21 protein-coding genes are annotated in these 20,680 nt (G+C 65.8%); 13 read left to right on the top strand and 8 right to left on the bottom strand.

The features are described 5' to 3' along the window. Positions 1 to 5 precede the first annotated feature (5 nt). A complete protein-coding gene (locus VGN62_RS04845) occupies positions 6 to 926 on the bottom strand; it encodes an SMP-30/gluconolactonase/LRE family protein (RefSeq protein ID WP_327451610.1) in 921 nt (306 codons plus the stop codon). A gap of 45 nt (positions 927 to 971) precedes the next feature. Between VGN62_RS04845 and VGN62_RS04840 the strand changes: the two genes are divergently transcribed. After that, positions 972 to 1,571 (top strand): TIGR02466 family protein, encoded by a 600-nt coding sequence (locus tag VGN62_RS04840; RefSeq protein WP_327451609.1) that lies wholly within the window; start codon positions 972 to 974, stop codon positions 1,569 to 1,571. A 50-nt stretch (positions 1,572 to 1,621) separates the two neighbouring features. Further along, positions 1,622 to 3,055 (top strand): NAD-dependent succinate-semialdehyde dehydrogenase, encoded by a 1,434-nt coding sequence (locus tag VGN62_RS04835; RefSeq protein ID WP_327451608.1) that lies wholly within the window; start codon positions 1,622 to 1,624, stop codon positions 3,053 to 3,055. Between the two features lie 135 nt (positions 3,056 to 3,190). Here VGN62_RS04835 and VGN62_RS04830 read toward each other — a convergent pair whose 3' ends face one another. Together VGN62_RS04830 and VGN62_RS04825 are read right to left on the bottom strand one after the other, a co-directional pair. After that, complete coding sequence (locus VGN62_RS04830) at positions 3,191 to 3,952, bottom strand: SDR family oxidoreductase (RefSeq protein ID WP_327451607.1); 762 nt, start codon at positions 3,950 to 3,952, stop codon at positions 3,191 to 3,193. Beyond that, positions 3,949 to 4,320: a dihydroneopterin aldolase gene (locus tag VGN62_RS04825; protein WP_327451606.1), complete on the bottom strand. Its 372-nt coding sequence runs from the start codon at positions 4,318 to 4,320 to the stop codon at positions 3,949 to 3,951. Before VGN62_RS04825 ends, VGN62_RS04830 begins: the two co-directional genes overlap by 4 nt. 79 nt (positions 4,321 to 4,399) lie before the next feature. On the opposite strand from VGN62_RS04825, the gene VGN62_RS04820 reads away from it, so the two are divergent. Genes VGN62_RS04820 through VGN62_RS04805 form a run of 4 tightly spaced genes read left to right on the top strand, consistent with a single transcriptional unit; the run spans position 4,400 to position 7,311 of the window. Then, on the top strand, positions 4,400 to 4,903 hold the full coding sequence (locus VGN62_RS04820) for an N-acetyltransferase (RefSeq protein WP_327451605.1): 504 nt from the start codon (positions 4,400 to 4,402) through the stop codon (positions 4,901 to 4,903). 46 nt (positions 4,904 to 4,949) lie between these two features. After that, a complete protein-coding gene (locus VGN62_RS04815) occupies positions 4,950 to 5,534 on the top strand; it encodes a DUF1285 domain-containing protein (RefSeq protein WP_327451604.1) in 585 nt (194 codons plus the stop codon). Next, positions 5,534 to 6,118, top strand: coding sequence for a CoA pyrophosphatase (locus VGN62_RS04810; RefSeq protein ID WP_327451603.1), 585 nt, complete (start codon positions 5,534 to 5,536; stop codon positions 6,116 to 6,118). Before VGN62_RS04815 ends, VGN62_RS04810 begins: the two co-directional genes overlap by 1 nt. Next, on the top strand, positions 6,115 to 7,311 hold the full coding sequence (locus VGN62_RS04805; protein WP_327451602.1) for a CCA tRNA nucleotidyltransferase: 1,197 nt from the start codon (positions 6,115 to 6,117) through the stop codon (positions 7,309 to 7,311). The genes VGN62_RS04810 and VGN62_RS04805 overlap by 4 nt, the downstream gene beginning before the upstream one ends. Here the strand turns inward: VGN62_RS04805 and VGN62_RS04800 are convergent. Continuing rightward, entirely contained in the window at positions 7,284 to 8,966 is a 1,683-nt protein-coding gene (locus VGN62_RS04800) for a putative bifunctional diguanylate cyclase/phosphodiesterase (protein WP_327451601.1), read from the bottom strand. The genes VGN62_RS04805 and VGN62_RS04800 overlap by 28 nt on opposite strands. Positions 8,967 to 9,055: 89 nt before the next feature. Further along, positions 9,056 to 11,359: a DNA topoisomerase IV subunit A gene (parC, locus tag VGN62_RS04795; RefSeq protein ID WP_327451600.1), complete on the bottom strand. Its 2,304-nt coding sequence runs from the start codon at positions 11,357 to 11,359 to the stop codon at positions 9,056 to 9,058. Positions 11,360 to 11,458: 99 nt separating this feature from the next. Between parC and VGN62_RS04790 the strand changes: the two genes are divergently transcribed. The 3 genes from VGN62_RS04790 to VGN62_RS04780 all read left to right on the top strand — a co-directional run bounded on the left by VGN62_RS04790 (position 11,459) and on the right by VGN62_RS04780 (position 14,329). Then, positions 11,459 to 12,799: an acyltransferase gene (locus VGN62_RS04790; RefSeq protein ID WP_327451599.1), complete on the top strand. Its 1,341-nt coding sequence runs from the start codon at positions 11,459 to 11,461 to the stop codon at positions 12,797 to 12,799. Between the two features lie 256 nt (positions 12,800 to 13,055). Next, positions 13,056 to 13,514 carry a hypothetical protein gene (locus tag VGN62_RS04785; protein WP_327451598.1) on the top strand — a complete coding sequence of 153 codons (459 nt, stop codon included), beginning with the start codon at positions 13,056 to 13,058 and terminating at the stop codon, positions 13,512 to 13,514. Then, on the top strand, positions 13,514 to 14,329 hold the full coding sequence (locus VGN62_RS04780) for a ferredoxin--NADP reductase (protein WP_327451597.1): 816 nt from the start codon (positions 13,514 to 13,516) through the stop codon (positions 14,327 to 14,329). The genes VGN62_RS04785 and VGN62_RS04780 overlap by 1 nt, the downstream gene beginning before the upstream one ends. 109 nt (positions 14,330 to 14,438) lie before the next feature. Here the strand turns inward: VGN62_RS04780 and VGN62_RS04775 are convergent, their stop codons facing one another. Then, complete coding sequence (locus VGN62_RS04775; protein WP_327451596.1) at positions 14,439 to 15,866, bottom strand: M20/M25/M40 family metallo-hydrolase; 1,428 nt, start codon at positions 15,864 to 15,866, stop codon at positions 14,439 to 14,441. A gap of 130 nt (positions 15,867 to 15,996) precedes the next feature. Here VGN62_RS04775 and VGN62_RS04770 point away from each other — a divergent pair, with 130 nt between their 5' ends. From VGN62_RS04770 to VGN62_RS04755, 4 genes are all read left to right on the top strand, one after another. Then, entirely contained in the window at positions 15,997 to 16,623 is a 627-nt protein-coding gene (locus VGN62_RS04770; RefSeq protein ID WP_327451663.1) for a lysophospholipid acyltransferase family protein, read from the top strand. Then, entirely contained in the window at positions 16,620 to 17,438 is an 819-nt protein-coding gene (locus tag VGN62_RS04765; RefSeq protein WP_327451595.1) for a DUF1295 domain-containing protein, read from the top strand. The genes VGN62_RS04770 and VGN62_RS04765 overlap by 4 nt, the downstream gene beginning before the upstream one ends. After that, positions 17,414 to 17,818, top strand: coding sequence for a ribose-phosphate pyrophosphokinase (locus tag VGN62_RS04760; protein WP_327451594.1), 405 nt, complete (start codon positions 17,414 to 17,416; stop codon positions 17,816 to 17,818). The genes VGN62_RS04765 and VGN62_RS04760 overlap by 25 nt, the downstream gene beginning before the upstream one ends. Before the next feature lie 103 nt (positions 17,819 to 17,921). Beyond that, on the top strand, positions 17,922 to 18,755 hold the full coding sequence (locus VGN62_RS04755; RefSeq protein ID WP_327451593.1) for a DMT family transporter: 834 nt from the start codon (positions 17,922 to 17,924) through the stop codon (positions 18,753 to 18,755). Between the two features lie 12 nt (positions 18,756 to 18,767). On the opposite strand, the gene VGN62_RS04750 is transcribed toward VGN62_RS04755, so the two are convergent. Then, the gene (locus VGN62_RS04750; RefSeq protein ID WP_327451592.1) at positions 18,768 to 19,223 is read right to left on the bottom strand and encodes a PilZ domain-containing protein; all 456 of its coding nucleotides are present in this window, start codon (positions 19,221 to 19,223) and stop codon (positions 18,768 to 18,770) included. A 104-nt stretch (positions 19,224 to 19,327) separates the two neighbouring features. After that, a complete protein-coding gene (locus tag VGN62_RS04745; protein ID WP_327451591.1) occupies positions 19,328 to 20,653 on the bottom strand; it encodes a M20/M25/M40 family metallo-hydrolase in 1,326 nt (441 codons plus the stop codon). Positions 20,654 to 20,680 lie beyond the last annotated feature (27 nt).

The following is a 20,680-nucleotide window of genomic DNA, read 5'->3' as shown; positions in this document are numbered from 1 at the left end:
CCCCCCTAATATTGCAGTTGCAGCCCGGGCCGTGCCCAGCGCGTCTTGACTAGACGCCCGGTACCCGAAAGCGTCAGATAGGCATCCTGCCGGTCGGGCCCGCCGAAGGCAATATTGGTGGTGAAGATATCGTCGGTCGCGACGAATTCGACCAGTTCGCCCTGCGGCGACACGACGCTGATCCCGCATTCGCCGATCGTCGCGACGCAGATATTGCCATTCGCCTCCATCGCGAGGCTGTCGAAGAATTTATAGCCCGCGGGGCGATAGAGCGGGATGCCGGGGCCGCCCGGGCCCGCGCTATCATCGACCTTGCCCGGTGCGATGATGTTGAACTGCGTCAGCCGGCACGTGTAGGTCTCGGCCGCGTAGAGCTTGGTCCCGTCGGGCGAGATGCCGATGCCGTTGGGATTGTAGCTCGGGAAGATCACTTCCTCGATAAAGCTGCCGTCGGCCTTGGCATAGAAGATGCCGACAATGTCGTGCACGCGCTTCGCATAGTCGACCTTGCCATGGTCGGTGAACCAGAAGCCGCCATGCGCGTCGAACATGATGTCGTTCGGCCCGCGCAGGGTGACACCATGGTCGCCCGTCTTGTAGAGGATCTCGACCTCGCCGGTTTCGATGTCGATGCGCTCGATCCGCCCGCCGGAATAATCGTCGGCGATGCCGTGCGGCGCCAGATAGCCGTTCGATTCGACATAGTTGAAGCCGCCGTTGTTGCAGCAATAGAGCTTGCCATCCGGGCCGATCGCAAGGCCGTTGGGGCCGCCGCCGGGCGTCGCGACGACCTCTTTCCTGCCGCCGGGCCAGCAACGCGTGATGCGTTTTGCCTCGATCTCGACGACGATGATGCTGCCGTCTTCCATCACGACCGGCGCCTCGGGAAAACGCAATCCGTCGGCGATCAGTTCAAACTCGGCCATAGCCTCTCCCTTGCTCTTGCGTGCGTCCTATGCTTTGCGGCCATCATGCCCGTTCGCACGCTCTTCGCCACCAATTTCTACGAAGCCGATATCGGCACGCCCGACCTGCTCGAGGAACTGGAGGAAAGCAGCCGCCTGTTCGCCGAAGAGGATGGTGCGGGACGACGCTGGAGCCGCGAACATGGCTACAAGGGTTACACCAGCTACGCGTCGCTCGGCGACCTGCCCGAGCGCGACCCGGCTTTCTACGACCTCAAGAAGCTTCTCGACAAGGAAGTGAAGGCGTTCGCCAAGGCGTGCCATTTCGATCTCGCCAAGCCGCTCAAGCTCGACAGCCTGTGGGTCAATATATTGAAACCCGGCGGCACGCACAGCGGCCATATCCATCCGCACAGCATCGTGTCGGGGACCTTCTATGTCGCGGTTCCGCCGGGATCAGGCGCGCTCAAGCTCGAGGATCCGCGCCTCGCGATGCTGATGGCGGCGCCGGGGCGCACCGACGATGCGCCCGAACATCTGCACCCCTTCATCTACGCCGAGCCCGCTGCGGGCCGCGTCTTCCTGTGGGAAAGCTGGCTGCGCCACGAGGTGATGCCGAATGCGGGCAAGGGCGAACGCATCAGCATCAGCTTTAACTATCGCTGAGCCGGTCCTATATCGCCGCCATCCCCCACCTCCTTGGCAAAGGACCTCTCATGACCGCGACCTACGACGCCGACCTCCAGCTCTTCATCAACGGTGCCTGGCGGAGCGGCGAGGGGCGCGACGAGCGGCCGGTCTATAATCCGGCGACCGCGGGCACGATTGCCGAACTGCCGGTCGCGACCGCGGCCGATCTCGACGAGGCGCTCGCCGCGGCCGAACGCGGCTGGCCGGTCTGGCGCGCCAAGACCCCCGACGAGCGCGCCGCACTGATGCACAAGGCCGCGGGAATTATCCGCGAGCGCGTCGACCATATCGCGACGCTGTTGACGCTCGAACAGGGCAAGCCGATAGGCGAAGCGCGCGGTGAGGTGCTGTCGGCGGCGGGACTGTTCGATTATTTCGCCGAGCAGGGCAAGCGCATCGAGGGCCGTGTCCTCCAGCGTCCGCTCGGACAGCGCGCGATGGTCACCAAACATCCGGTCGGCCCGGTCGCCGGCTTCAGCCCGTGGAACTTCCCGGTCAACCTGATGGTCAAGAAGATTGCGCCCGCGCTCGCCGCCGGTTGCGTCGTGATTGCCAAGGCGCCCGAAGAAACCCCCGGCTGCACCAGCGCAATCATGCGCTGCATCGCCGATGCGGGCATCCCCGGTGACGTTGTGCAACTCGTCTATGGCGACCCCGACATGATCAGCCGCCATCTGCTCGCGAGCCCGGTGATCCGCAAGGTCAGCTTCACCGGATCGACCGCGGTCGGCAAGCATCTGATGAAGCTCGCCGCGGACGGCGTGAAGCGCATCACGATGGAACTTGGCGGCCATGCGCCGGTGCTCATCTTCGACGATTGCGACCTCGAAGCGACGCTCGACAAGGTCGTATGGCAGAAATTCCGCAACGCAGGGCAGGTCTGCATCTCGCCGACGCGCTTTTATGTCCAGCAGGGCATCTACGACGCCTTTGTGAAGGGCTTTGCCGAGCGTACCCAAAAGGTGAAGATCGGCAGCGGACTCGACGCCGACACGCAGATGGGTCCGCTCGCCAATGCGCGGCGCATCCCCGCATTGGAAGCACTGGTCGCCGATGCGAAGGCCAAGGGCGCGCGCGTGATCGCGGGCGGCGAGGCAACCGGCGACGGTTATTTCTTCCAGCCGACCGCGATCGCCGATGTGCCGATCGAAGCGGACGCGATGAACAACGAACCTTTCGGCCCGATGGCGCTCATCCGCCCGTTCGGGACCGAGGACGAGGCGCTCGAACAGGCGAACCGGCTCCCCTACGGCTTGGCCTCCTTCGCCTTCACCGAGAATGGCCGCCGCATCAACCGCATCGTCGACAGCATCGAAAGCGGTATGGTCGGCGTGAACAGCTTTGTCATCTCGGCGCTCGACGCGCCGTTCGGCGGGATCAAGGAATCGGGCTTCGGCAGCGAGAGCGGGCCCGAAGGCCTCGACGGCTATCTCGTCACCAAGGCGGTGCATATCTACTGACGGGTCATCATAACGGTGCGATTATAAACTGGTGTGCCCCCGCGAAGGCGGGGGCCCATCGCCCGTCGGCGCTAGTTTGAACCCACCGGAGATGGATCCCCGCCTTCGCGGGGATACGCGATCGGTTTTGGCGCCTTAATCCCGCTCGAGCGCCACGAAATCGCGCGCCATCGGCGCAAGGTGCGCGCCGCCGTCGACGAAGATCGTCTGCCCGGTCACCGCTTCGGCGCGCGCGAGATAGATGACCGCGTTGGCGATCTGCGCCGGTGTCGGCAGCGCGCCGAGCGGCATAAGCTTTGCCAGCCGCTCGATCTGCGCATCGGAATAATCCTCGGTCGCCATCGTCAGGCCGGGTGCGACGGCGTTGACGCGTGCGCGGTTCCCGAACGCGACGGCCAGCGTCGCCGTCGCCTGCCACAGCGCCGATTTCGACAAGCTGTAGGCGATCTGGTCGGGCACCGGATGGACGACGCGCTGGTCGACGATGTTGACGATCGCCGGGCGCATACCCTCGCTCGCTGCGACAAGGGCCTTCGCGAGCATAACGGGCGCATGATGATTGACTTGCATCATCTCGGCGAGTGATGCGGCCGACAGATCGGCCCATTCGCCCTCGGCAAAGAGCGCGGCGCTGTTGACCAGCAGATCGGGCGCGCGGCCGAATTTATCGATCACCGCGGGGATCAGCGCATCGACCGCGGCCGGATCGGCGAGGTCGGCAGCAAAGCGGTGGCTGAGCGCGCCAGTTTCGGCGAGCGCATCGGCCAGCACCGGATCGGCGTCGCCGGGGCTGCGCTTGTGGATCGCCAGCGCATAACCCTCGCGCGCCAGCCGCGCCGAAATCGCCGCGCCGACGCGGTGAAGCCCGCCCGTGACGAGAGCGAGCTTTTGCGTCACTTGCGCACCCGCCGCATCGTGATGCCGATCTGTTCGCCTTCCTCGGCGATCGCGAGCTTGACGATCTTCACCTCGACCTCTTCGACCTTCTCGTCCTGCAGGAACAGCGTGTCGATGATATGGTCGGCGACGCTCTCGATCAGAACGAAGTGCACATCCTTGGGGATGCCCTCGGTCGCTGCAAATTTCAGGTGCATATAGTTTTTCGACGCGCTGAGCGGGGTGGTCGGATCATAATGATCGGCCATCGCCAGTTTCGCGCGCACCGAGATGCGCAGCGGCTGCGGCAGGTGGGTTTCTTCGGAATAGATGCCGGTCAGCACGTCGACGGTCAGACCGTCCACTTCCAGCCACAATGTATCGGTCACAAGAAATTCCTGTCCGTCGGGGGTTTGCAACCGCGCCCCCGGTCCCTAAAGCGCCGCCGCATTAGCGAAAGGGTACGCGTTGGTCGAGTTACTTCCATTGTCCGATATCGAACCGCAGGCGGTCGAGGCTCTCCTCGACGCCGCTTTCGGGACGGATCGCTTTGGACGAACCGCCTACCGCATCCGCGCAGGCGCGGATGCGGTGCCGGCGCTGAGCTTTGCGCTCGTCGAGGATGGCGCGCTGGTCGGCACGATCCAGTGCTGGCCGGTCGCGCATCGTGCGCCGGGTGGCGCCGCGACGCCGCTCGTGATGGTCGGCCCGGTCGCGGTGCGTCCCGACGTGCAGCGCGGCGGGCACGGCCGCGCGCTGATGGCGCATATGCTCGAAGCGGCGGAAACGAAGGCCGACAGCGCGCTGATGATGATCGGCGATCCCGAATATTATGGCCGCTTTTTCGGCTTCGACGCCGATGCGACGGGGGCGTGGGATTTGCCCGGGCCATACGAGAAGCGCCGCCTTCTCGCGCGCGCGGTGAATGGTCACGCCCTGCCGACGGGTGCGGGGATGATCGGGCCGCGCTGATCCCTTGCGGGGTTGCGCGCGCCGCCCGTCCGCCTATGTCGGGAGGATGGTCAGCCCTGCACCCTCGCTTCCCAAGGATCTCTCGCAGCTTTCGTTGGCCGAAGCGGCCGAACTGCTGGCGGCGCGAAAATTGCCGCCGGTCGAAAGTTGGCACCCCGAACGCGCGGGCGACAGTGCGATGGAAATTCGTGCCGACGGCAGCTGGTATCACGAAGGCGGCCGCATCAACCGGCCGGCGATGGTCAAACTCTTCTCGACGATATTGCGCCGCGAACCCGACGGCGGCCATGTCCTCGTCACGCCCGCGGAGAAATTGACGATTGCCGTCGAGGACACGCCCTTTCGCGCCGTCGAGATGAAAAGCGAAGGCGAGGGCGCGGCGCGGAAGCTCGTCTTTCGTCTCGACACCGACGATCTCGTGATCGCGGGCGCCGACCACCCGCTGACGTTCGGGCCCGACCCCGACGATCCCGATCCGCGGCTGCATGTGCGCGGCGCTGTCGGGAACGGGCTCGAGGCGCGGATCGACCGTGCGCTTTACTATGAACTCGTCGATATGGCGCTGGGCGAAGACGACGGGCATCCCGCGATCTGGTCGAACGGCGCGCGCTTTCCGCTGGTGGCTGCCTGATGCTTTCCGAAAAGCTGAATGCGGCGCTGGGCAACCTGTTGCCCGACGCGGGCGAGGACGAGGCCTATCTCGGCATGCCAACGCTGCGCGACGCCGCGGTGCTGATCGCCTTCACCGACCGTCCCGACCCCGGCGTCATCCTGACCCAGCGGCCGCAATGGCTGCGCAGCCACGCCGGGCAGGTCGCCTTTCCTGGCGGCAAGATCGATCCGGGCGATCGCGACGCGGTCGACGCGGCGCTGCGCGAGGCGGAGGAGGAAATCGGGCTCAATCGGCGCGACGTGATGGTCGCGGGGGTGACCGAACCCTATCGCTCGGGCAGCGGCTATCTGATCACCCCGGTGCTTGGCGTCATCCCGCCGGATATGGCGTTCGATCCCAATCCCGACGAAGTCGAGGACTGGTTCGAGGTGCCGCTCGACATATTGTTCGATCCTGACAATTATGCGCGCCAGCATGCGAATTTTCAGGGGCACGACCGCCATTATTATGACATGGACTGGCAAGGACGGCGGATCTGGGGCGTGACGGCGGGAATCATCATCAATCTGGCGCGACGTTTGCCCGCGGGCTGGCACCGGTGACGTTGCTGCCCGACGCCGAATGGCGCGACCGGCCGGGATTGCGCCGGATCGTTGCCGCACTGAGCGCCGATGGCGGCGCGGTCAAGGCCGTCGGCGGCGCGGTGCGCGACACGCTGCTCGGCCTGCCTGTCGCCGACATCGACCTCGCGACCCCGCTGCTCCCGCAAGAGGTGACGCGGCGGCTCGAGGCGGCCGATATCAAGGTCATCCCGACGGGTATCGCGCACGGCACCGTCACCGCGATCGCGAGCGGCGATCATCACGAGATCACGACGCTGCGCCGCGACGTCGAAACCGACGGGCGCCGCGCGACGATCGCCTTCGCTGACGACTGGCGCGACGATGCGGCGCGGCGCGACTTCACGATCAACGCGCTCTACGCCGACCCCGATACCGGCGCGGTCGACGACTGGTTCGGCGGTCTCGCTGACCTAGAGGCGGGGCGCGTCGCTTTCATCGGCGACGCCGCGACGCGGATCGCCGAGGATCATCTGCGCATTCTGCGCTTCTACCGGTTCGCGGCGCGGTTCGGACATGGCGTGCTCGATCCCGCCAGCCATGCCGCCGTGGTAACCGCGCGCCAGTCGCTCAAGAGCCTTTCGCGCGAACGGATTGCCGACGAGTTGCTCAAGATCCTCGCGCTGCCAGATCCGCGTGCGATCGTGCAGCGAATGGCCGCCGACGGGATTTTCGAGGTGTTGCTGCCCGAACTCGACGCGGGCTTTGCCGCCGCGCTCGACCGGCTGCTGGCGAATGAAGGGGCCGCGGGGGCGGCAGTCGCACCGTTGCGTCGGCTGTCGGCGCTGCTTCCCGCCGATACGGCGATTGCCGAACAGGTTGCGAGCCGGCTGCGCCTGTCGACGCGGCAGCGCAAGCATCTGGCGGCGCTGGGCGGGAACCGTTTCGATGTGGGCCGCCCGGTTCGGCGACTCGCGCACGCGATCGGTATCGACGCGGCGCGCGATGTTCACCTGCTCGGCGGTGATCCCGCGGCGGTGCAAGCGCTATCAGGCTGGGTCGTCCCCGAACTGCCGCTAAAGGGCGGCGACATCGTTGCGCGCGGTATTGCGGCGGGGCCGGAGGTCGCCCGTATCCTCAAGGCGGTGGAGGCCGCATGGGTGGCGGAGGATTTTCCGGATGCTGCGCGCGTCGCGCAGCTCGTCGATCAGAAGATCGGCCGCGCGAGCGACTGACGCCAGTAATCGAGCGCGGCGACGCTATCCATTGGCCGCGCGAAGAGGAAACCCTGCCCGAAATCGCAGCCGAGCGCCGACAGCAGCCGTGCCTGGTCGGCGGTCTCGACACCCTCGGCGGTGGTGCGCATCCCCAGCACTTCGGCGAGGCTCTGGATGGTGCGGACGATCGCCACCTTGTCGCGGTCGTCGACCATATGTTCGACAAAGCTGCGATCGATCTTGAGCACGTCGATCGGCAAGCGCTGGAGATAGGCAAGGTTCGAATAGCCGGTCCCGAAATCGTCCATCGCGACGCGCGCATCGAGCGCCTTCAGTTCGCTGAGCACCGACAGCGCGAGGTCGGGGTCGCCGATGATCGCGCTTTCGGTGAGTTCGATCATCAGCCGCTCGCCGCCGATCTTGTGCGTCTCGAGGGCCTGGCGGACCACCGCCGCGACATCGTCGCGTACCAGCTGGATGGCGGAGACATTGACCGAGAAATAGGCGTCGACGATCGCACCGCCATTCTGCTGGTCCCACTCGGCGAGTACCGCCGCGGCCTTGCCGATCGCCCATTGGCCGAGCGGAACGATCAGTCCCGAATCCTCGGCGATGGGGATGAATTCGGTGGGGGACACCGAGTGGCCGCTGCTGTTGTCCCAGCGTGCGAGTGCTTCGAACCCGGCGACGCGGCCGCTCGCGAGTTCGATCAGCGGTTGGAAGGCAAGGTGGAGCCTGTCTTCCTCGATCGCATTGCGCAGTTCGGTTTCGAGCCCGAACCGGTTGTCCGACAGCATCGCGGCTTCGGGTTCGTAGATTTCGATGCGGTCGGTCTGCTTCGCGCGTTTCAGCGCGATTTGTGCATGACGGATCTGATCGGCGACATCGGTGTCAGTTGCCGGCTGGATCGCGCAGCCCAAAGCGCAGTCGACGCTGACCTTGAGTTCGCCGATCCGGAACGGATGATCGAAGCATCCGCGGATGCGCCGCGCCATCTCGCGCACGTCGGCACGGCCGCCCGCGACACGCGATGAAATGGCGAACTCGTCGCCGCCGGTGCGCGCCAATATGTCGCCGCTGCGCAGGCTCGATTTCAACCGCCGCGCGACGGTGATGATGAGTTCGTCGCCCGCCATCGGGCCGATATGTTCGTTGATGCGCGAAAAGCGTGCGAGGTCGAGCAGCAGGATCGCATGGTCGGCGCCGGGACCCTCGACGCGGGCGCGCTGCTCGACGAGCTCCTCGAACCCGGCGCGGTTGGGGAGGCCGGTCAGGCTGTCGGAGACGAGTTCGCGGCGCAGGTTGCGCTCGGTCATCATTTCCTGCGTGCGGTCGATCAGCGTCAGCAGGAACAACCCGTCGTCACCCGATTCGGTGGGCAGCGGCCCGATCGATCCGCGCAGGTCGCGCGCCGCGGGGCCTTCGCCGAGCTGGCATGAAAATTCCTGGCTTTCGTCGGGATATTGCGACGCGCGTTCGATCGCGCGCAGCAGTTCGATCGGCGCATCGACGCCGGCCGGCGACAGGCTCAGCCGGTCGAAGGCCGCGTTGCTCGCGTGGAGCCGAAAGTTGCCGCGCGCCATCGGTCGGATGAGCGCGGCCGGAACCGGGAGCGCGTCGATCCAGCCGACAAACAACAAGGGCCGGTCTTCGCCGGTTCTATCGATAGGCATAACAGCGGGTTTTGTGCGACCTTTCCCCATTGCCCCATGCCTAGGTTACGGGAAGTAAAAAAGGGATTTACGGCTACATGGAAATACGGTCAGCCGAAGCGATTGTTCCGGGGGAAACCGGTCGGAGGCATCCGGCCGGCAGCGCCGCGCGCGACGCGCCACGGCGCGAGGTCGGTTTCGGTCCGCGTGCGGCCGGTGTCGCCGCCCATCGCCCAGCTTAATCCATCGGCAAAGGCGAAGCTGACCGTGTCCGAAAGGCCGCCGTCGCGATAGCGTTGCAGCATCACGCCCTGGCCGCGCGCCATCACCGGCACTTCGGCGATCGGGAAGACGACGAGCTTGCGGTTCTCGCCGACCACGGCGACGCTGTCGTCGCCAGCTGCGATCGGGCGGACGACGGCGAGCGACGCCTTGGGTTTCAGATTGACGACGTTGCGGCCCTTGCGCGTTTCGGCAACGACCTCGCTCATCTGTGCGATGAAGCCGTGTCCGCTCGTCGAGGCGAGGAGCAGGCGGCCCTCGGCGCTCGCCGGTATCAGCGCGACGATCCGCGCCTCGGGATCGATGTCGACCATCAGGCGCAGCGGCTCGCCGAACCCGCGCCCGCCGGGCAGCTTGTCGGCGCCGACGGTGAAGAAGCGTCCGTCGCTCGCCGCGATTAGCAGCTTGTCGGTCGTCTGCGCATGCGCGGCGAACAGCAGCTCGTCGCCTTCCTTGAACTTGAACTCGCCCCACTGGTCGGGCGCGACATGACCGCGCTGCGCGCGGATCCAGCCGCGTTTCGACAGGATGACCGTCACCGGTTCCTTCTCGATCATCGCGTCGAGCGGTATCTCGCGCGTCGGTGCAGCTTCGGCGATCGTCGTCCGGCGGGCACCGAGCAGGGTTTCGAGCCCATAGACCGCGCGCAGCTTTTCGAGGTCCTTGCGCAGCCGCGTCTTCTGCCGCGCCGGGCTTTCGATCAGCTTCGCGAGTTCCTCGCGCTCGGCGGTGAGGTCGGCCTGCTCGCGCTTCAGCTCCATTTCCTCGAGCTTGCGCAAGCTGCGCAGGCGCATGTTGAGGATCGCCTCGGCCTGCCGGTCGGTCAGGATGAATTCTTCGATCATCACCGGCTTCGGTTCATCCTCGGTGCGGATGATCTCGATGATCCGGTCGAGGTTGAGGAAGGCGATAATATAGCCCGCGACGAGTTCGAGCCGGTCGTCGATCTTCGCGATGCGGTGCTGCGCGCGGCGGACAAGGACGACGATCTGGTGCTGCAGCCATTCGGTGAGCAGCTGGTGCAGCCCCATCACCTTCGGCGTGCGTGTCGCGTCGAGTACGTTGAGGTTAAGCGCAAAGCGGCTTTCGAGGTCGGTCAGGCGGTAGAGACTGTCCTTGAGCACATCGGGGTCGACGTTGCGGCTCTTGGGTTCGAGGACGATGCGCAGATCCTCGGCGCTTTCGTCGCGGACATCCTCGAGGATCGGCAATTTCTTGTCGGCGATGAGCTGGGCGATCTGTTCGATCAGCTTGCCCTTGGCAACGCCGTAAGGAATTTCGCTGATGACGAGCTGCCAGGTGCCGCCCGACAGTTTTTCGATTCCGCCCTCTTCCCAGCGGCCATCGGCATCCTTGCCGGTCGAAAAGCGCGCGCGGACGCGAAAACCGCCGCGGCCGGTCTCATAGGCGTGCGCGATCGTCTCGGGACTGTCGACGACGATGCCGCCGGTCGGGAAATCGGGGCCCTTCACATGTTCGAGCAGTTCGGCGAGCTCGGCGCGCGGATTCTCGATCAGTACCAGCGCGGCGTCGATCACCTCGGCGGCGTTGTGCGGCGGGATGTTCGTCGCCATGCCGACCGCGATCCCGCTCGCGCCATTGGCGAGCAGGTTCGGGAACAGCCCCGGCATGATCTCGGGCTCTTCGTCCTCGCCATTATAGGTCGGCTTGAAATCGACCGTGCCCTCGTCGAGACCCTGCATCAGGTCGACGGCGACGCGCGTCAGCCGCGCCTCGGTGTAACGATAAGCGGCGGCGTTATCGCCGTCGATATTGCCGAAATTGCCCTGACCGTCGACGAGCGGATAGCGAAGCGAGAAATCCTGCGCGAGACGAACCATCGCGTCATAGACCGCGACGTCGCCGTGCGGGTGGAATTTGCCGATGACGTCGCCGACGACGCGCGCCGATTTCTTGTAGCCCTGGCTTGGGTCGAGCCGCATCGCGCGCATCGCCCACAGCAGCCGGCGGTGGACGGGTTTCAGCCCGTCGCGCAGGTCGGGCAGCGAGCGTGCGGTGATCGTCGACAGCGCATAGACGAGATAGCGTTCGGACAGCGCACTGTCGAACGGGGTGTCGATCATGCCGGGGACGGGTTCGGAAGGCGGAAGGTCGTCGTCGGTGCTGGCCATTGTCCGGAGCCGATAGCAAGGCTGGCGCGCCAAGGCAAAGGCTTGCGTCGACCGCGCGCGTCACTAGCTTGAGGTTTGAATTCGAGGAGGGACGGTATCTTGAGCGAAACCACTGGCGCCGTTCGCAAAAGCATCTGGACGCGGGCGAAAGACATGGCGGAGCAAGCGCCGCCCGAGCGAAACCGCTATGTAGATTTCCTCCGTGCGCTGTCGATCCTTGCGGTGGTCGTCGGTCACTGGCTCGTCGCCGCGCCCTATATGAAGGACGGCGCGGTCGAGGGCGGGCACCTGCTCGGGATCGTGCCCTGGACACAGTGGTTGACCTGGGGATTCCAGGTGATGCCGCTCTTCTTCCTCGTCGGCGGTTTTTCGAACGGCATGTCGTGGGCGGCGACGCTACGAAAGGGCGGCAGTTATGAAAGCTGGTACAGCGGGCGGTTGCAGCGGTTGATCAACCCGGTGCTGCCCTTGTTCCTGATCTGGACCCTCGTCGCGATGTTCGGGACGCTTGCGGGGGTCGAGCGCGGCGTCGTTGCGATGGCGGCGCAGCTCGCACTGATCCCCGTCTGGTTCCTCTCGGTCTATCTGATGGTCGCAGCGGTCGTGCCGCTGACATGGGGCGCGTGGAAACGCTGGGGTTTCGGTTCCTTCTGGGCGCTTGTCGCGGGCGCGGTGGCGATCGATGTCGCGTCGCTGCGTTTCGACGTGCCTTATGTGAACTTCCTCAACTTTGCGTTCGTCTGGCTCGCGATCCACCAGCTCGGCTTCGCGTGGAGCGAGGGACGGCTGACGCCGGGCAAGGCGCTGCTTTGGGGCATCGGCGGGGTGATTGCGCTCGGCCTGCTCGTCGGACTCGGTCCCTATCCGGTCGCGATGATCGGGGTACCCGGGGCAGGCCTCAGCAACTCGATGCCGCCGACGATTGCCTTGCTCGCGCTCGGCATCGCGCAGGCGGGCTTCGCGCTTGCGCTCGAACCTGCGGGGCGGCGAATGCTCGACAATATCCGCATCTGGACCGGCGTCGTGCTCGTCAACGGGATGATCATGACGATCTATCTCTGGCACCTCACCGCTTTCGTGCTGGTGATGGTCGCGGCGTGGCTGCTCGGCGGGGTCGGGCTCGACGTTCAGCCGGGCAGCGCGGCATGGTGGCTCGCGCGCCCGATATGGTTCGCGCTCTATATCGCGGCGCTCTTCCCGCTGATCATGGCCTTCGCGCGCTACGAACGCGCGAGCGGCAGCGAAAAGGAGGTCCCGCACTGGCGGTTGATCGTCGGGCTGCTGCTGATCTGCGCGGGGCTGGGCGCGACCGCGGCGATCAGCATCGCGAGCCCGCTGGGCGTGACCGGCGTGCGGCTGTGGCTTGTCGCGCTGCCGTTTGTCGGCGCGGCGATCGCACAGTTCGGGCCGGTGCACCGGCTGACGCAGTCGCGGACGTGAGAGGCGGCTTAGGGGTGGGGAGCTGCCGTCTATTCGCCCTCATTCGTCATCCCGGACTTGATCCGGGATCCATAACCGCACCACCGTCGTGGACCCCGGATCAAGTCCGGGGTGACGATGTGGAGAGGTCCGCTACCGGTCGAAAGCCCCCGCTCGCCAAAACCGGGCGGCGATAGAAAATCTTGAATTGCAAATGACTCGCAATAACATATAAGCCCGCCGACGCCGCATCGTGCGCGCGCTGGAAAGGGAAGCGATGTACGCCTTTGTCGACCGGCCGGTAGAGAGTCTCTGCAATGGCGGGCGCTTCCTGCTCTGGGCGATGCGCGCGTGGGTGCTTGCCGCCGGGCGCGGGCAATGTCCGCCGCAGATGCTGTACCGGGGTTTCACTGCCGCCGAGGCGCGCGGCGCGCTCCCCGATTTCCATATCGCGATGGCGCTTCTCGCCGGCGATGCGGTCGAAACGCTCGTGCTCGCACCGATGCCGTGCCTCCAGATTTCAGAGGACGAAGCAATTCTGCTTGGACTCTGGCGCGATTTTTCGCTTGGGAGCGCGGCAAATGCCCGCGCGACATTGGCCTTGCTGGCCAAGGGAGACAGCGTCGGCCCGATCGCCAAAGCGATGGGTGCGGCGGCCGACCGGCTGGCCGCGGCGGGATTCGATATGCCGGCCCTCGCGGCCGGCGCCATGACACATCAGGAAAGTTCAAAGTGATGAGTGACCGTATTGCCGAAGCCGCCAAGCTCGCCCCCTCCGCCTCGCTGACCGTCGAGGAGGTGCGTTCGGTGCGCCACTGGAACGAGCATCTGTTCAGCTTCACGATCACGCGCCCGCCGAGCTTCCGCTTCCGGTCGGGCGAGTTTGTGATGATCGGCCTGCCGGGCGAGGGGCGCCCGCTGCTGCGCGCCTATTCGATCGCCAGCCCCGCTTATGCCGACGAACTCGAATTCCTCTCGATCAAGGTGCCCGACGGCCCGCTGACTTCGCGGCTTCAGAAAATCCAGCCGGGCGATCCCGTCTATCTCGGCCGCAAGCCGACGGGGACGCTGGTCGCCGACGCGCTGACCCCCGGCCGGCGGCTGTTCATGCTCTCGACCGGCACCGGGCTTGCACCTTTCCTCAGCCTCGCGCGCGATCCGGACATCTATGATCGGTTCAACCAGATCGTGATCGTGCATTGCGTGCGGCAGGTCAGCGATCTTGCATTCCGCGACGAGCTTGAAAGCCAGCTCGCGGGCGACCCGCTGGTGCAGGATCAGGCGCTGCTGCAGTTCCACTATCTCCCGACGGTGACGCGCGAACCCTTCCGCACGACGGGCCGGATCGACGCGCTGATCGAAGATGGATCGCTCTTCGGCCACCCGCTCACGGGGCCGACGCAGTTCGATCCCGAGAGCGACCGAATCATGATGTGCGGCAGCATGGCGATGATCCGCGACCTGCAGGCGCGTTTCGAAGAGTTGGGCTTCAAGGAAGGTTCGAACGCCGCGCCCGGCGACTTCGTCATCGAGCGCGCGTTCGTGGGATAATGTTCCACTGACGTGGAACCGGCACCGGCCCGCTCCCCCACCCGGCCTCCCAATCCAATTTACGCTGTGGGAGGCCGGGTGGGGGAGCGGGCCGGTGCCGAACCCCGCGCTACGGCCTGTCGGCGTAAGCCTTCACGAGGTCGAACATATAGTCGCGCCCGACATAGACCGAGCGCACTTCCATGCGTTCGTCGAGGCCGTGCGCGCCATTGCCGTCGGGATCGCCCCACATGCCGGGGATGCCATAGGTCGGGATGCCGACCGCGCCGAGGAAGGTCGCGTCGGTATAGCCATTGGCCATCGACGGGATGACCTTCAGCCCCGGCCAATATTTGTCGACGAGCTTTTGCATCGGGCCGATGACCTTGGGATCGAGCGGCGGCGCGGGCGGGGCGGGGCGCTTCGGCGGCAGCTGGGTGATGGAGACGCCCGGATCGCCGATCACGCACCCGAGTTCATCCTTGATCGATTCGATGCCGTGCCCCGGAAAGATGCGGCAGTTGATGTTCGCGCCCGCGCGCTGCGGCAGCGCGTTGGGGGCATGGCCGCCATCCAAAAGCGTCGCGACGCAGGTCGTACGCAAATTGCTGTGGAGGAACGGGTCCTTGTTGACGATCGCCTCGGCCGCCTTGTCGGCGGGGTTCTTCGCCAGCGCGACCATCGCCTTGCCCGTCTCGTCGCCGCGCGCGGCACCGGCTTCGGCAAAGAAGCGCCGCGTCGTGTCGGTCATCTCGACCGGGAAGTCATAGTCGCCGATTTTCGTCAGCGCGCGCGCGAGGTCGTAAATCGCATTGTCGGGAACCGGCGCCGAACTGTGCCCGCCGGGGTTGCGCGTTTCGAGGCGGAAATTGGCGAAGGTCTTTTCGCCGACCTGCACCGACTGGCCGAGGACCTTGCCCTTGCCGTCGCTATCGCCGCCGCCGCCTTCGTTGAGCGCAAATTCGGCGTCGATCAGGTCGCGCTTGTTCGCCGCGAGCCATTCGATGCCGTTGAACGCGCCATTGGTTTCCTCGCCGCACGTCAGCGCCATCTTCACGGTGCGTTTGGGTTTATAGCCCGCCTGCTGGAAGCGGATCAGCGTGTCGACCCACACCGCCGCCTGCGCCTTATCGTCGGCGGTGCCGCGGCCATAGAAATAGCCATTTTCCTCGACCATCACGAACGGATCGCGCTCCCAGTCGGCGCGTTTCGCTTCGACCACGTCGATATGCGCGACGAGCAGGATCGGCTTCGCGGTTTTCGAGGTCCCCGGATAGACGGCGACGAGGCCGCCTTCCTTGGGATTTTCGGGGGTCGCGAACAGGGTGAGCTGGCTGTCGGGGAACCCCGCCGCTTTCAGCCGCACCGCCATGCGTTCGGCGGCCAGCGTGCAGCTTCCCGACGAGAGCGTCGTGTTGGTCTCGACCAGTTCCTTGTAGATTTCGCGGAAGGCGAGCTGGTCGGGACGCGGCTGCACGTCGGCGGCGATGGCGGGGGCGGCCGTGGCGGGCGCGGCAAGCAGCAAGGCGGACGTCAGCAACGCGGACAGCGACTTCATCGATTTCTCCCCTGTTTTGCGGACGAAAGGAGCAGAAAGGCTGCGCTGCCGCAAGCCGCGATGCACGCCCCCCTTGCGCAGCGTGTGGCTTTCGCGCAATCCGGGCAAAGGGAGAGGACCAAGCGTGACAATGATCGATGACGAGCAGCCGGGGCTGGTGGCGCGCGGCGTGCGCCGCTTGTTGGTTCTGCTTTACCGGACGCGTGGATGGAAAGCGGAAGGGATTGTCCCCGAACCGCGGCGCTTCGTCCTGATTGCGGCTCCGCACACGAGCAACTGGGATTTCGTCAATTTCCTCGGCCTCGCCGGCGACCTGCGCATCCAGCCGCATTTCATGGGCAAATTGTCGCTGTTCCGCTGGCCGCTCGCGGGCTTCATGCGGCAGATGGGCGGCATAGCGGTCGACCGCCGCGGCGGCACCAATGTCGTGCAGCAAATGGTCGACGAATTCGCGCGGCGCGCCGAGTTCATCCTGACCGTCGCGCCCGAGGGGACGCGCGGCAAGACGAAGAAATGGCGCACCGGCTTCTACCAGATTGCGCTTGCGGCGAATGTACCGCTCGTCGTCGGCTTTATGGATTATAGCAAGAAAACCGGCGGGCTCGGCCCGCTGATCTGGCCGACGGGCGATTTTCGTGCCGATATGCTGAAGGTCTTCGACACCTATAAAAACTGCATCCCGAAGTTCCCCGAGCGTGCAGTCCAGTCGATCGATGATATAGTCGGCACCGATGAGGAACAGGATCTGCGTGCATGAGTGACGCCCTTTTGCTGCTCGGGACCAATTTTGCCGGATTGATCGGCGTTATCCTGATCCTGTGGGGCATTTCGGTCGTCATCCGCGACGTGTCGTTCATCGACGCTTTCTGGGCGTTCGGCATGGTGCTGCTGGCGTGGGGCACCGCCTGGCAGGTCGGCGTCGAGGCGCCGCATACAAAACTGCTGCTTGGCCTCACGACGCTCTGGGGGCTGCGGCTCGCGATCCATCTGACGATCCGCTGGGCCAGCCATGGCGAGGACCCGCGTTACAAAAAGATCCTCGCGCACACGATGGAAGCGAAGAAATGGGGCTGGGCGAAGGCCGCGCTGCTCACCGTCTTCCTGACACAGGCCCCGCTGCTGTTCATCACCTGCCTGCCCGCGCAGATAGGCATATGGGCAAGCGCGAGCGACCCGGCGGCGGGGGTCGGGATCGTCGGCTGGATCGGCGCGGCGGCGGCGCTCGCCGGCATCGCGTTCGAGAGTATCGGCGATGCGCAGCTCGACCGTTTTCGCAAGGACCCCGCAAACCGGGGCAAGGTGCTCGATACCGGCCTGTGGCGCTATACCCGCCATCCCAATTATTTCGGCGACGCGCTGACCTGGTGGGGCATTTGGCTCGTCGTGCTCGACCTCGGCTGGGCGCCGGCGCTGGCGAGCGTGATCGGGCCGGTGTTCCTGACCTTCACGCTCACCCGATGGTCGGGCAAGGCACTGCTCGAAAAGGGGCTGCACAAGACGCGGCCCCAATATGCAGACTATGTCGCGCGCACCTCCGGATTCATCCCATGGCCGCCCAAGACCGGGGTTTAGGCGGAGCGGAGGTCGGCGCCGACGTCGGCGCGCTGGGCGATGCGCCGCGCATCCGTGCGATCCTGACCGAAGCGGCGCGGGAAGGGCGCAGCGTCAGCTATTCGGAACTGCTCGGCGACCTCGGCTTCCGCTTTACGCGGCCCAAGATGCGCGCGCTTTGCAAGACGCTGGGCGAGGTCGACCGGCTCTGCGCGATCGACGGCGAGCCCGACCTGGCGGTGCTGGTCGTGCGCGAGAGCGATCGGCTGCCGGGACAGGGCTGGTGGGTGGGCGGGACGGCGTTGCTGCTCGGCTATGACGGCCCGTGGGAGGGGGCGGCCGCGGCGCGTTTCATTCGCGAGCAGCAGCAACTGGCGTTCGATTATTGGGAAGCGCGCTAGCTTATCGATTTCGGGGGTCTTGCCGAAAATTGATGATTGTTATTCGGCGCGGTGCCGCGCAAGGGCAGGAAATCCAAACCGCACCGACCATCGAAAGACCGGAATGTCGCCCCTAGTCATCGGTCTTCTTCTCGCTTCGGCGCTCATCCACGCGATCTGGAACGCCATCGTCCGGAACGGCGAGGATCGCTTCTGGTCGCTGGCGATCATTTGTCTGGTCGGGGCCGTCGCGGCCTTGCCCTTTGCGCTGGCTTTGGGCGCGCCTGCCGCCGCGAGCTGGCCCTATCTCTTCCTTTCGGCCTCGCTCCAGATCGGATACAGCCTGTTCCTCGTCCGGGCCTATCGCGATGGCGACCTGTCGAGCGTCTATCCGATCGCGCGGGGGAGCGCGCCGCTGCTCGTAACGCTGGGCGCGGCCTTGCTTGCGGGCGAGCTACCGAACACCACGGGGCTCACGGGGATCGCCTGCGTATCGGCGGGCATCATCCTGCTGACGCTCGGAAGCAACCGCCCCGATCCCAAGTCGACCGCCGCCGCGTTGGCGACGGGGGTTTTTATCGCGAGCTATATGGTCGTCGACGGGCTGGGGGTCCGCCTGTCGGAAGGAGCGACAAGCTATGCCGCGTGGCAGGCCGTCGTCGCGGGCGTGCTCATCCCGCTGTCCTTTGTCGTCATCCGGCGGCAGACGCCGCGCCTGCCGCGCGGACGCGAGGGCATGCTGGTCGTCGGCGCCGGGATATTGGGCACATTGGGTTATTGCATCGCGGTCTGGGCGATGAGCCGGAGCACGATGGGCGGCGTGTCGGCGATCCGTGAAACGAGCATATTGTTCGCCGCGCTGATCGGGACATTCGTGTTGCGCGAACGGATGACGCTGCCCAAAGCCCTTGGCGCGCTCGTGATCACGGCGGGCGTCGTCTGCCTCTCGGCCGGCTAAGCGCGGAGCGGCTTACTCGCGCTTGCTCATCCACACGCTGCGGCCGAAATGCCCGGGCTGCGCGGCGCCGAGGACGAGTCCCGGACGGCGCGCGGGCGCGGTCGGCGGCTTGATGATCTCGAACCCGTCGGCGACCGCGTGCGCCGGGGATATGCCGCCGCCATATGCGGCGCGGAGCAAGCTGGTGTCGATGGCGCGGTCGGTCTCGATGCCGAAGCGCTTGTCGACGACCCAGCGGACGGTGCCGAGCATCGGATCGTGGCCGGGCAGGAATATCGTGATTCGTTCGCCGATGTTGAGCGCGGCGGGTGCCTGTCCCCCGATGCCCGTTTCGGACACGTTGCGGATCGTCACGTCGAATTGCCCGAGCCGCGCGCAGGCAAGCGCTCCCTTTACCAGACGCGACTGGCGCGGCTGACGCTTGTCGGGAGGAACGGATGAGGCTGGGGAAGCCTCGGGACTGGACATGCGCGACTCATTTTTTCCCGCCCGACCCCCACGTCGGCCGATCATTTTGGTCCCTCGCCACGCGTAAAGGAGGAAGGTAAATTTTCGTATAGCGTCTTCGGTAATTATTTCGCGGGTGGCAGGCCGCCGAACGTGACGATGCTTTCGCTGCCGTTCGCCGAAAGTGCTGAAACCCCAAAGAAATAATCGTCGACGATAACGCCGGGCAGCGTCCGTCCGGCGTCGGCCTTATCCGCCGGGACGAGCAGGCTGTCGGTCCAGTCGTTCCGGTCGGCCCGCCGCCAGTAGATCCGATAAGCGGCCGCGTCCTTGACCGGTGCCCAGGTCACATTGGTGTTCGAGCTGACCGCGCCGTCGATGCTGACGCTGGCGGGCGCGGGGGGCGCATCGGCGAGCTCGCGCGCGAGGGCGACGTTGAGCGCGGTCACGCGCGCGAGATAGGGAAAGTCCATCTCGTCGACGGTATCGCCATATTTGCGACCGTTTTCGGTGCGCAGATCCTGATGTTGGTGATCATAATCCTCGATACCGACGGTGAAGCGGATCGCCGGATAGCCCAGTTCGAGTGAGGGCAGGTGATCGCCGCCGCGACGGAAGCGGTCTGGGCGGCGCACCGCGAGCACTTCGAGTCCGATTGCGGGGTTGTTTTCTCCCGCGCGAATCGCCGCCTTGGCAAGCGCGCGCGAAGGGCCGTCATCCTCGCCGCCGATACCGCGCCGCGCGAGCTGAGCCGCCAGATCCTCCGACGCGCGGATGCCTTCGCTGAAGACGCGCACCCGATTGTCGACGATCGTGCCGTCGGTGCCATGCGTGCCGCCGACGATGTCGTTGTTGAGCATCGCTGCGACCTGCCAATTCTGGTCTTTGGCATGTTTGGCGAGCAGCTTGCCGCCCCACAAACCCTGTTCCTCGCCCGACAGCAGCGCATAGACGATCGTGGCGCGATGCTTCTGCTTCGACAGCAGCCGCGCGGCCTCGATCACCAGCGCCGTGCCCGACGCATCGTCGTTCGCGCCCGGTGCATCGGCGGTGAAATTCATCGGGTCGGTGACGCGGCTGTCGATATGCCCGGCGATCATGATGACATGCGCGGGGTCACCGCTCCCCGGCTGGATCGCGAGGACATTCTCCACGATCACCCCGGCGGGCGCGCGCGGCCCTTCAAAACGGTCGGCGATGCGGGTCACCTTCAGGCAGCCGCCGCAGGCTTTCGATATACGCTCGAATTCGGCGGCGCCCCAGTTGCGCGCGGCGCCGATGCCGCGTTTCGGATCGGTCGCCGACGACAAGGTGTGGCGCGTTCCGAACGACACCAGCTTCTCGACCGCGGCTTTCAGCCGGGCCGGATCGGCGGCGGGGGTTTCGTCCTTCGCGAAGGCCGGGGCGGGCGCCGAGAGCAGCAGAGCGGCGAGCAGCGTGAGTTTGATCATGCCGCTTCATGCGGTGTGGGGCACGCC

Source organism: Sphingopyxis sp., assembly GCF_035998905.1.
Lineage (GTDB): Bacteria > Pseudomonadota > Alphaproteobacteria > Sphingomonadales > Sphingomonadaceae > Sphingopyxis.
Note: the sequence above shows the minus strand (reverse complement) of the source record. Positions and strands in the feature narration are given on the sequence as shown.

Coding starts and splice junctions, on each gene's coding strand:
- VGN62_RS04760 (WP_327451594.1), top strand. CDS start 17,414: ATGGCCGCCCAAGACCGGGGTTTAGGCGGAGCGGAGGTCGGCGCCGAC.
- VGN62_RS04785 (WP_327451598.1), top strand. CDS start 13,056: ATGTACGCCTTTGTCGACCGGCCGGTAGAGAGTCTCTGCAATGGCGGG.
- VGN62_RS04845 (WP_327451610.1), bottom strand. CDS start 926: ATGGCCGAGTTTGAACTGATCGCCGACGGATTGCGTTTTCCCGAGGCG.
- VGN62_RS04810 (WP_327451603.1), top strand. CDS start 5,534: ATGCTTTCCGAAAAGCTGAATGCGGCGCTGGGCAACCTGTTGCCCGAC.
- VGN62_RS04840 (WP_327451609.1), top strand. CDS start 972: ATGCCCGTTCGCACGCTCTTCGCCACCAATTTCTACGAAGCCGATATC.
- parC (WP_327451600.1), bottom strand. CDS start 11,359: ATGGCCAGCACCGACGACGACCTTCCGCCTTCCGAACCCGTCCCCGGC.
- VGN62_RS04765 (WP_327451595.1), top strand. CDS start 16,620: ATGAGTGACGCCCTTTTGCTGCTCGGGACCAATTTTGCCGGATTGATC.
- VGN62_RS04780 (WP_327451597.1), top strand. CDS start 13,514: ATGAGTGACCGTATTGCCGAAGCCGCCAAGCTCGCCCCCTCCGCCTCG.
- VGN62_RS04745 (WP_327451591.1), bottom strand. CDS start 20,653: ATGATCAAACTCACGCTGCTCGCCGCTCTGCTGCTCTCGGCGCCCGCC.
- VGN62_RS04750 (WP_327451592.1), bottom strand. CDS start 19,223: ATGTCCAGTCCCGAGGCTTCCCCAGCCTCATCCGTTCCTCCCGACAAG.
- VGN62_RS04815 (WP_327451604.1), top strand. CDS start 4,950: ATGGTCAGCCCTGCACCCTCGCTTCCCAAGGATCTCTCGCAGCTTTCG.
- VGN62_RS04775 (WP_327451596.1), bottom strand. CDS start 15,866: ATGAAGTCGCTGTCCGCGTTGCTGACGTCCGCCTTGCTGCTTGCCGCG.
- VGN62_RS04770 (WP_327451663.1), top strand. CDS start 15,997: ATGATCGATGACGAGCAGCCGGGGCTGGTGGCGCGCGGCGTGCGCCGC.
- VGN62_RS04755 (WP_327451593.1), top strand. CDS start 17,922: ATGTCGCCCCTAGTCATCGGTCTTCTTCTCGCTTCGGCGCTCATCCAC.
- VGN62_RS04800 (WP_327451601.1), bottom strand. CDS start 8,966: ATGCCTATCGATAGAACCGGCGAAGACCGGCCCTTGTTGTTTGTCGGC.
- VGN62_RS04835 (WP_327451608.1), top strand. CDS start 1,622: ATGACCGCGACCTACGACGCCGACCTCCAGCTCTTCATCAACGGTGCC.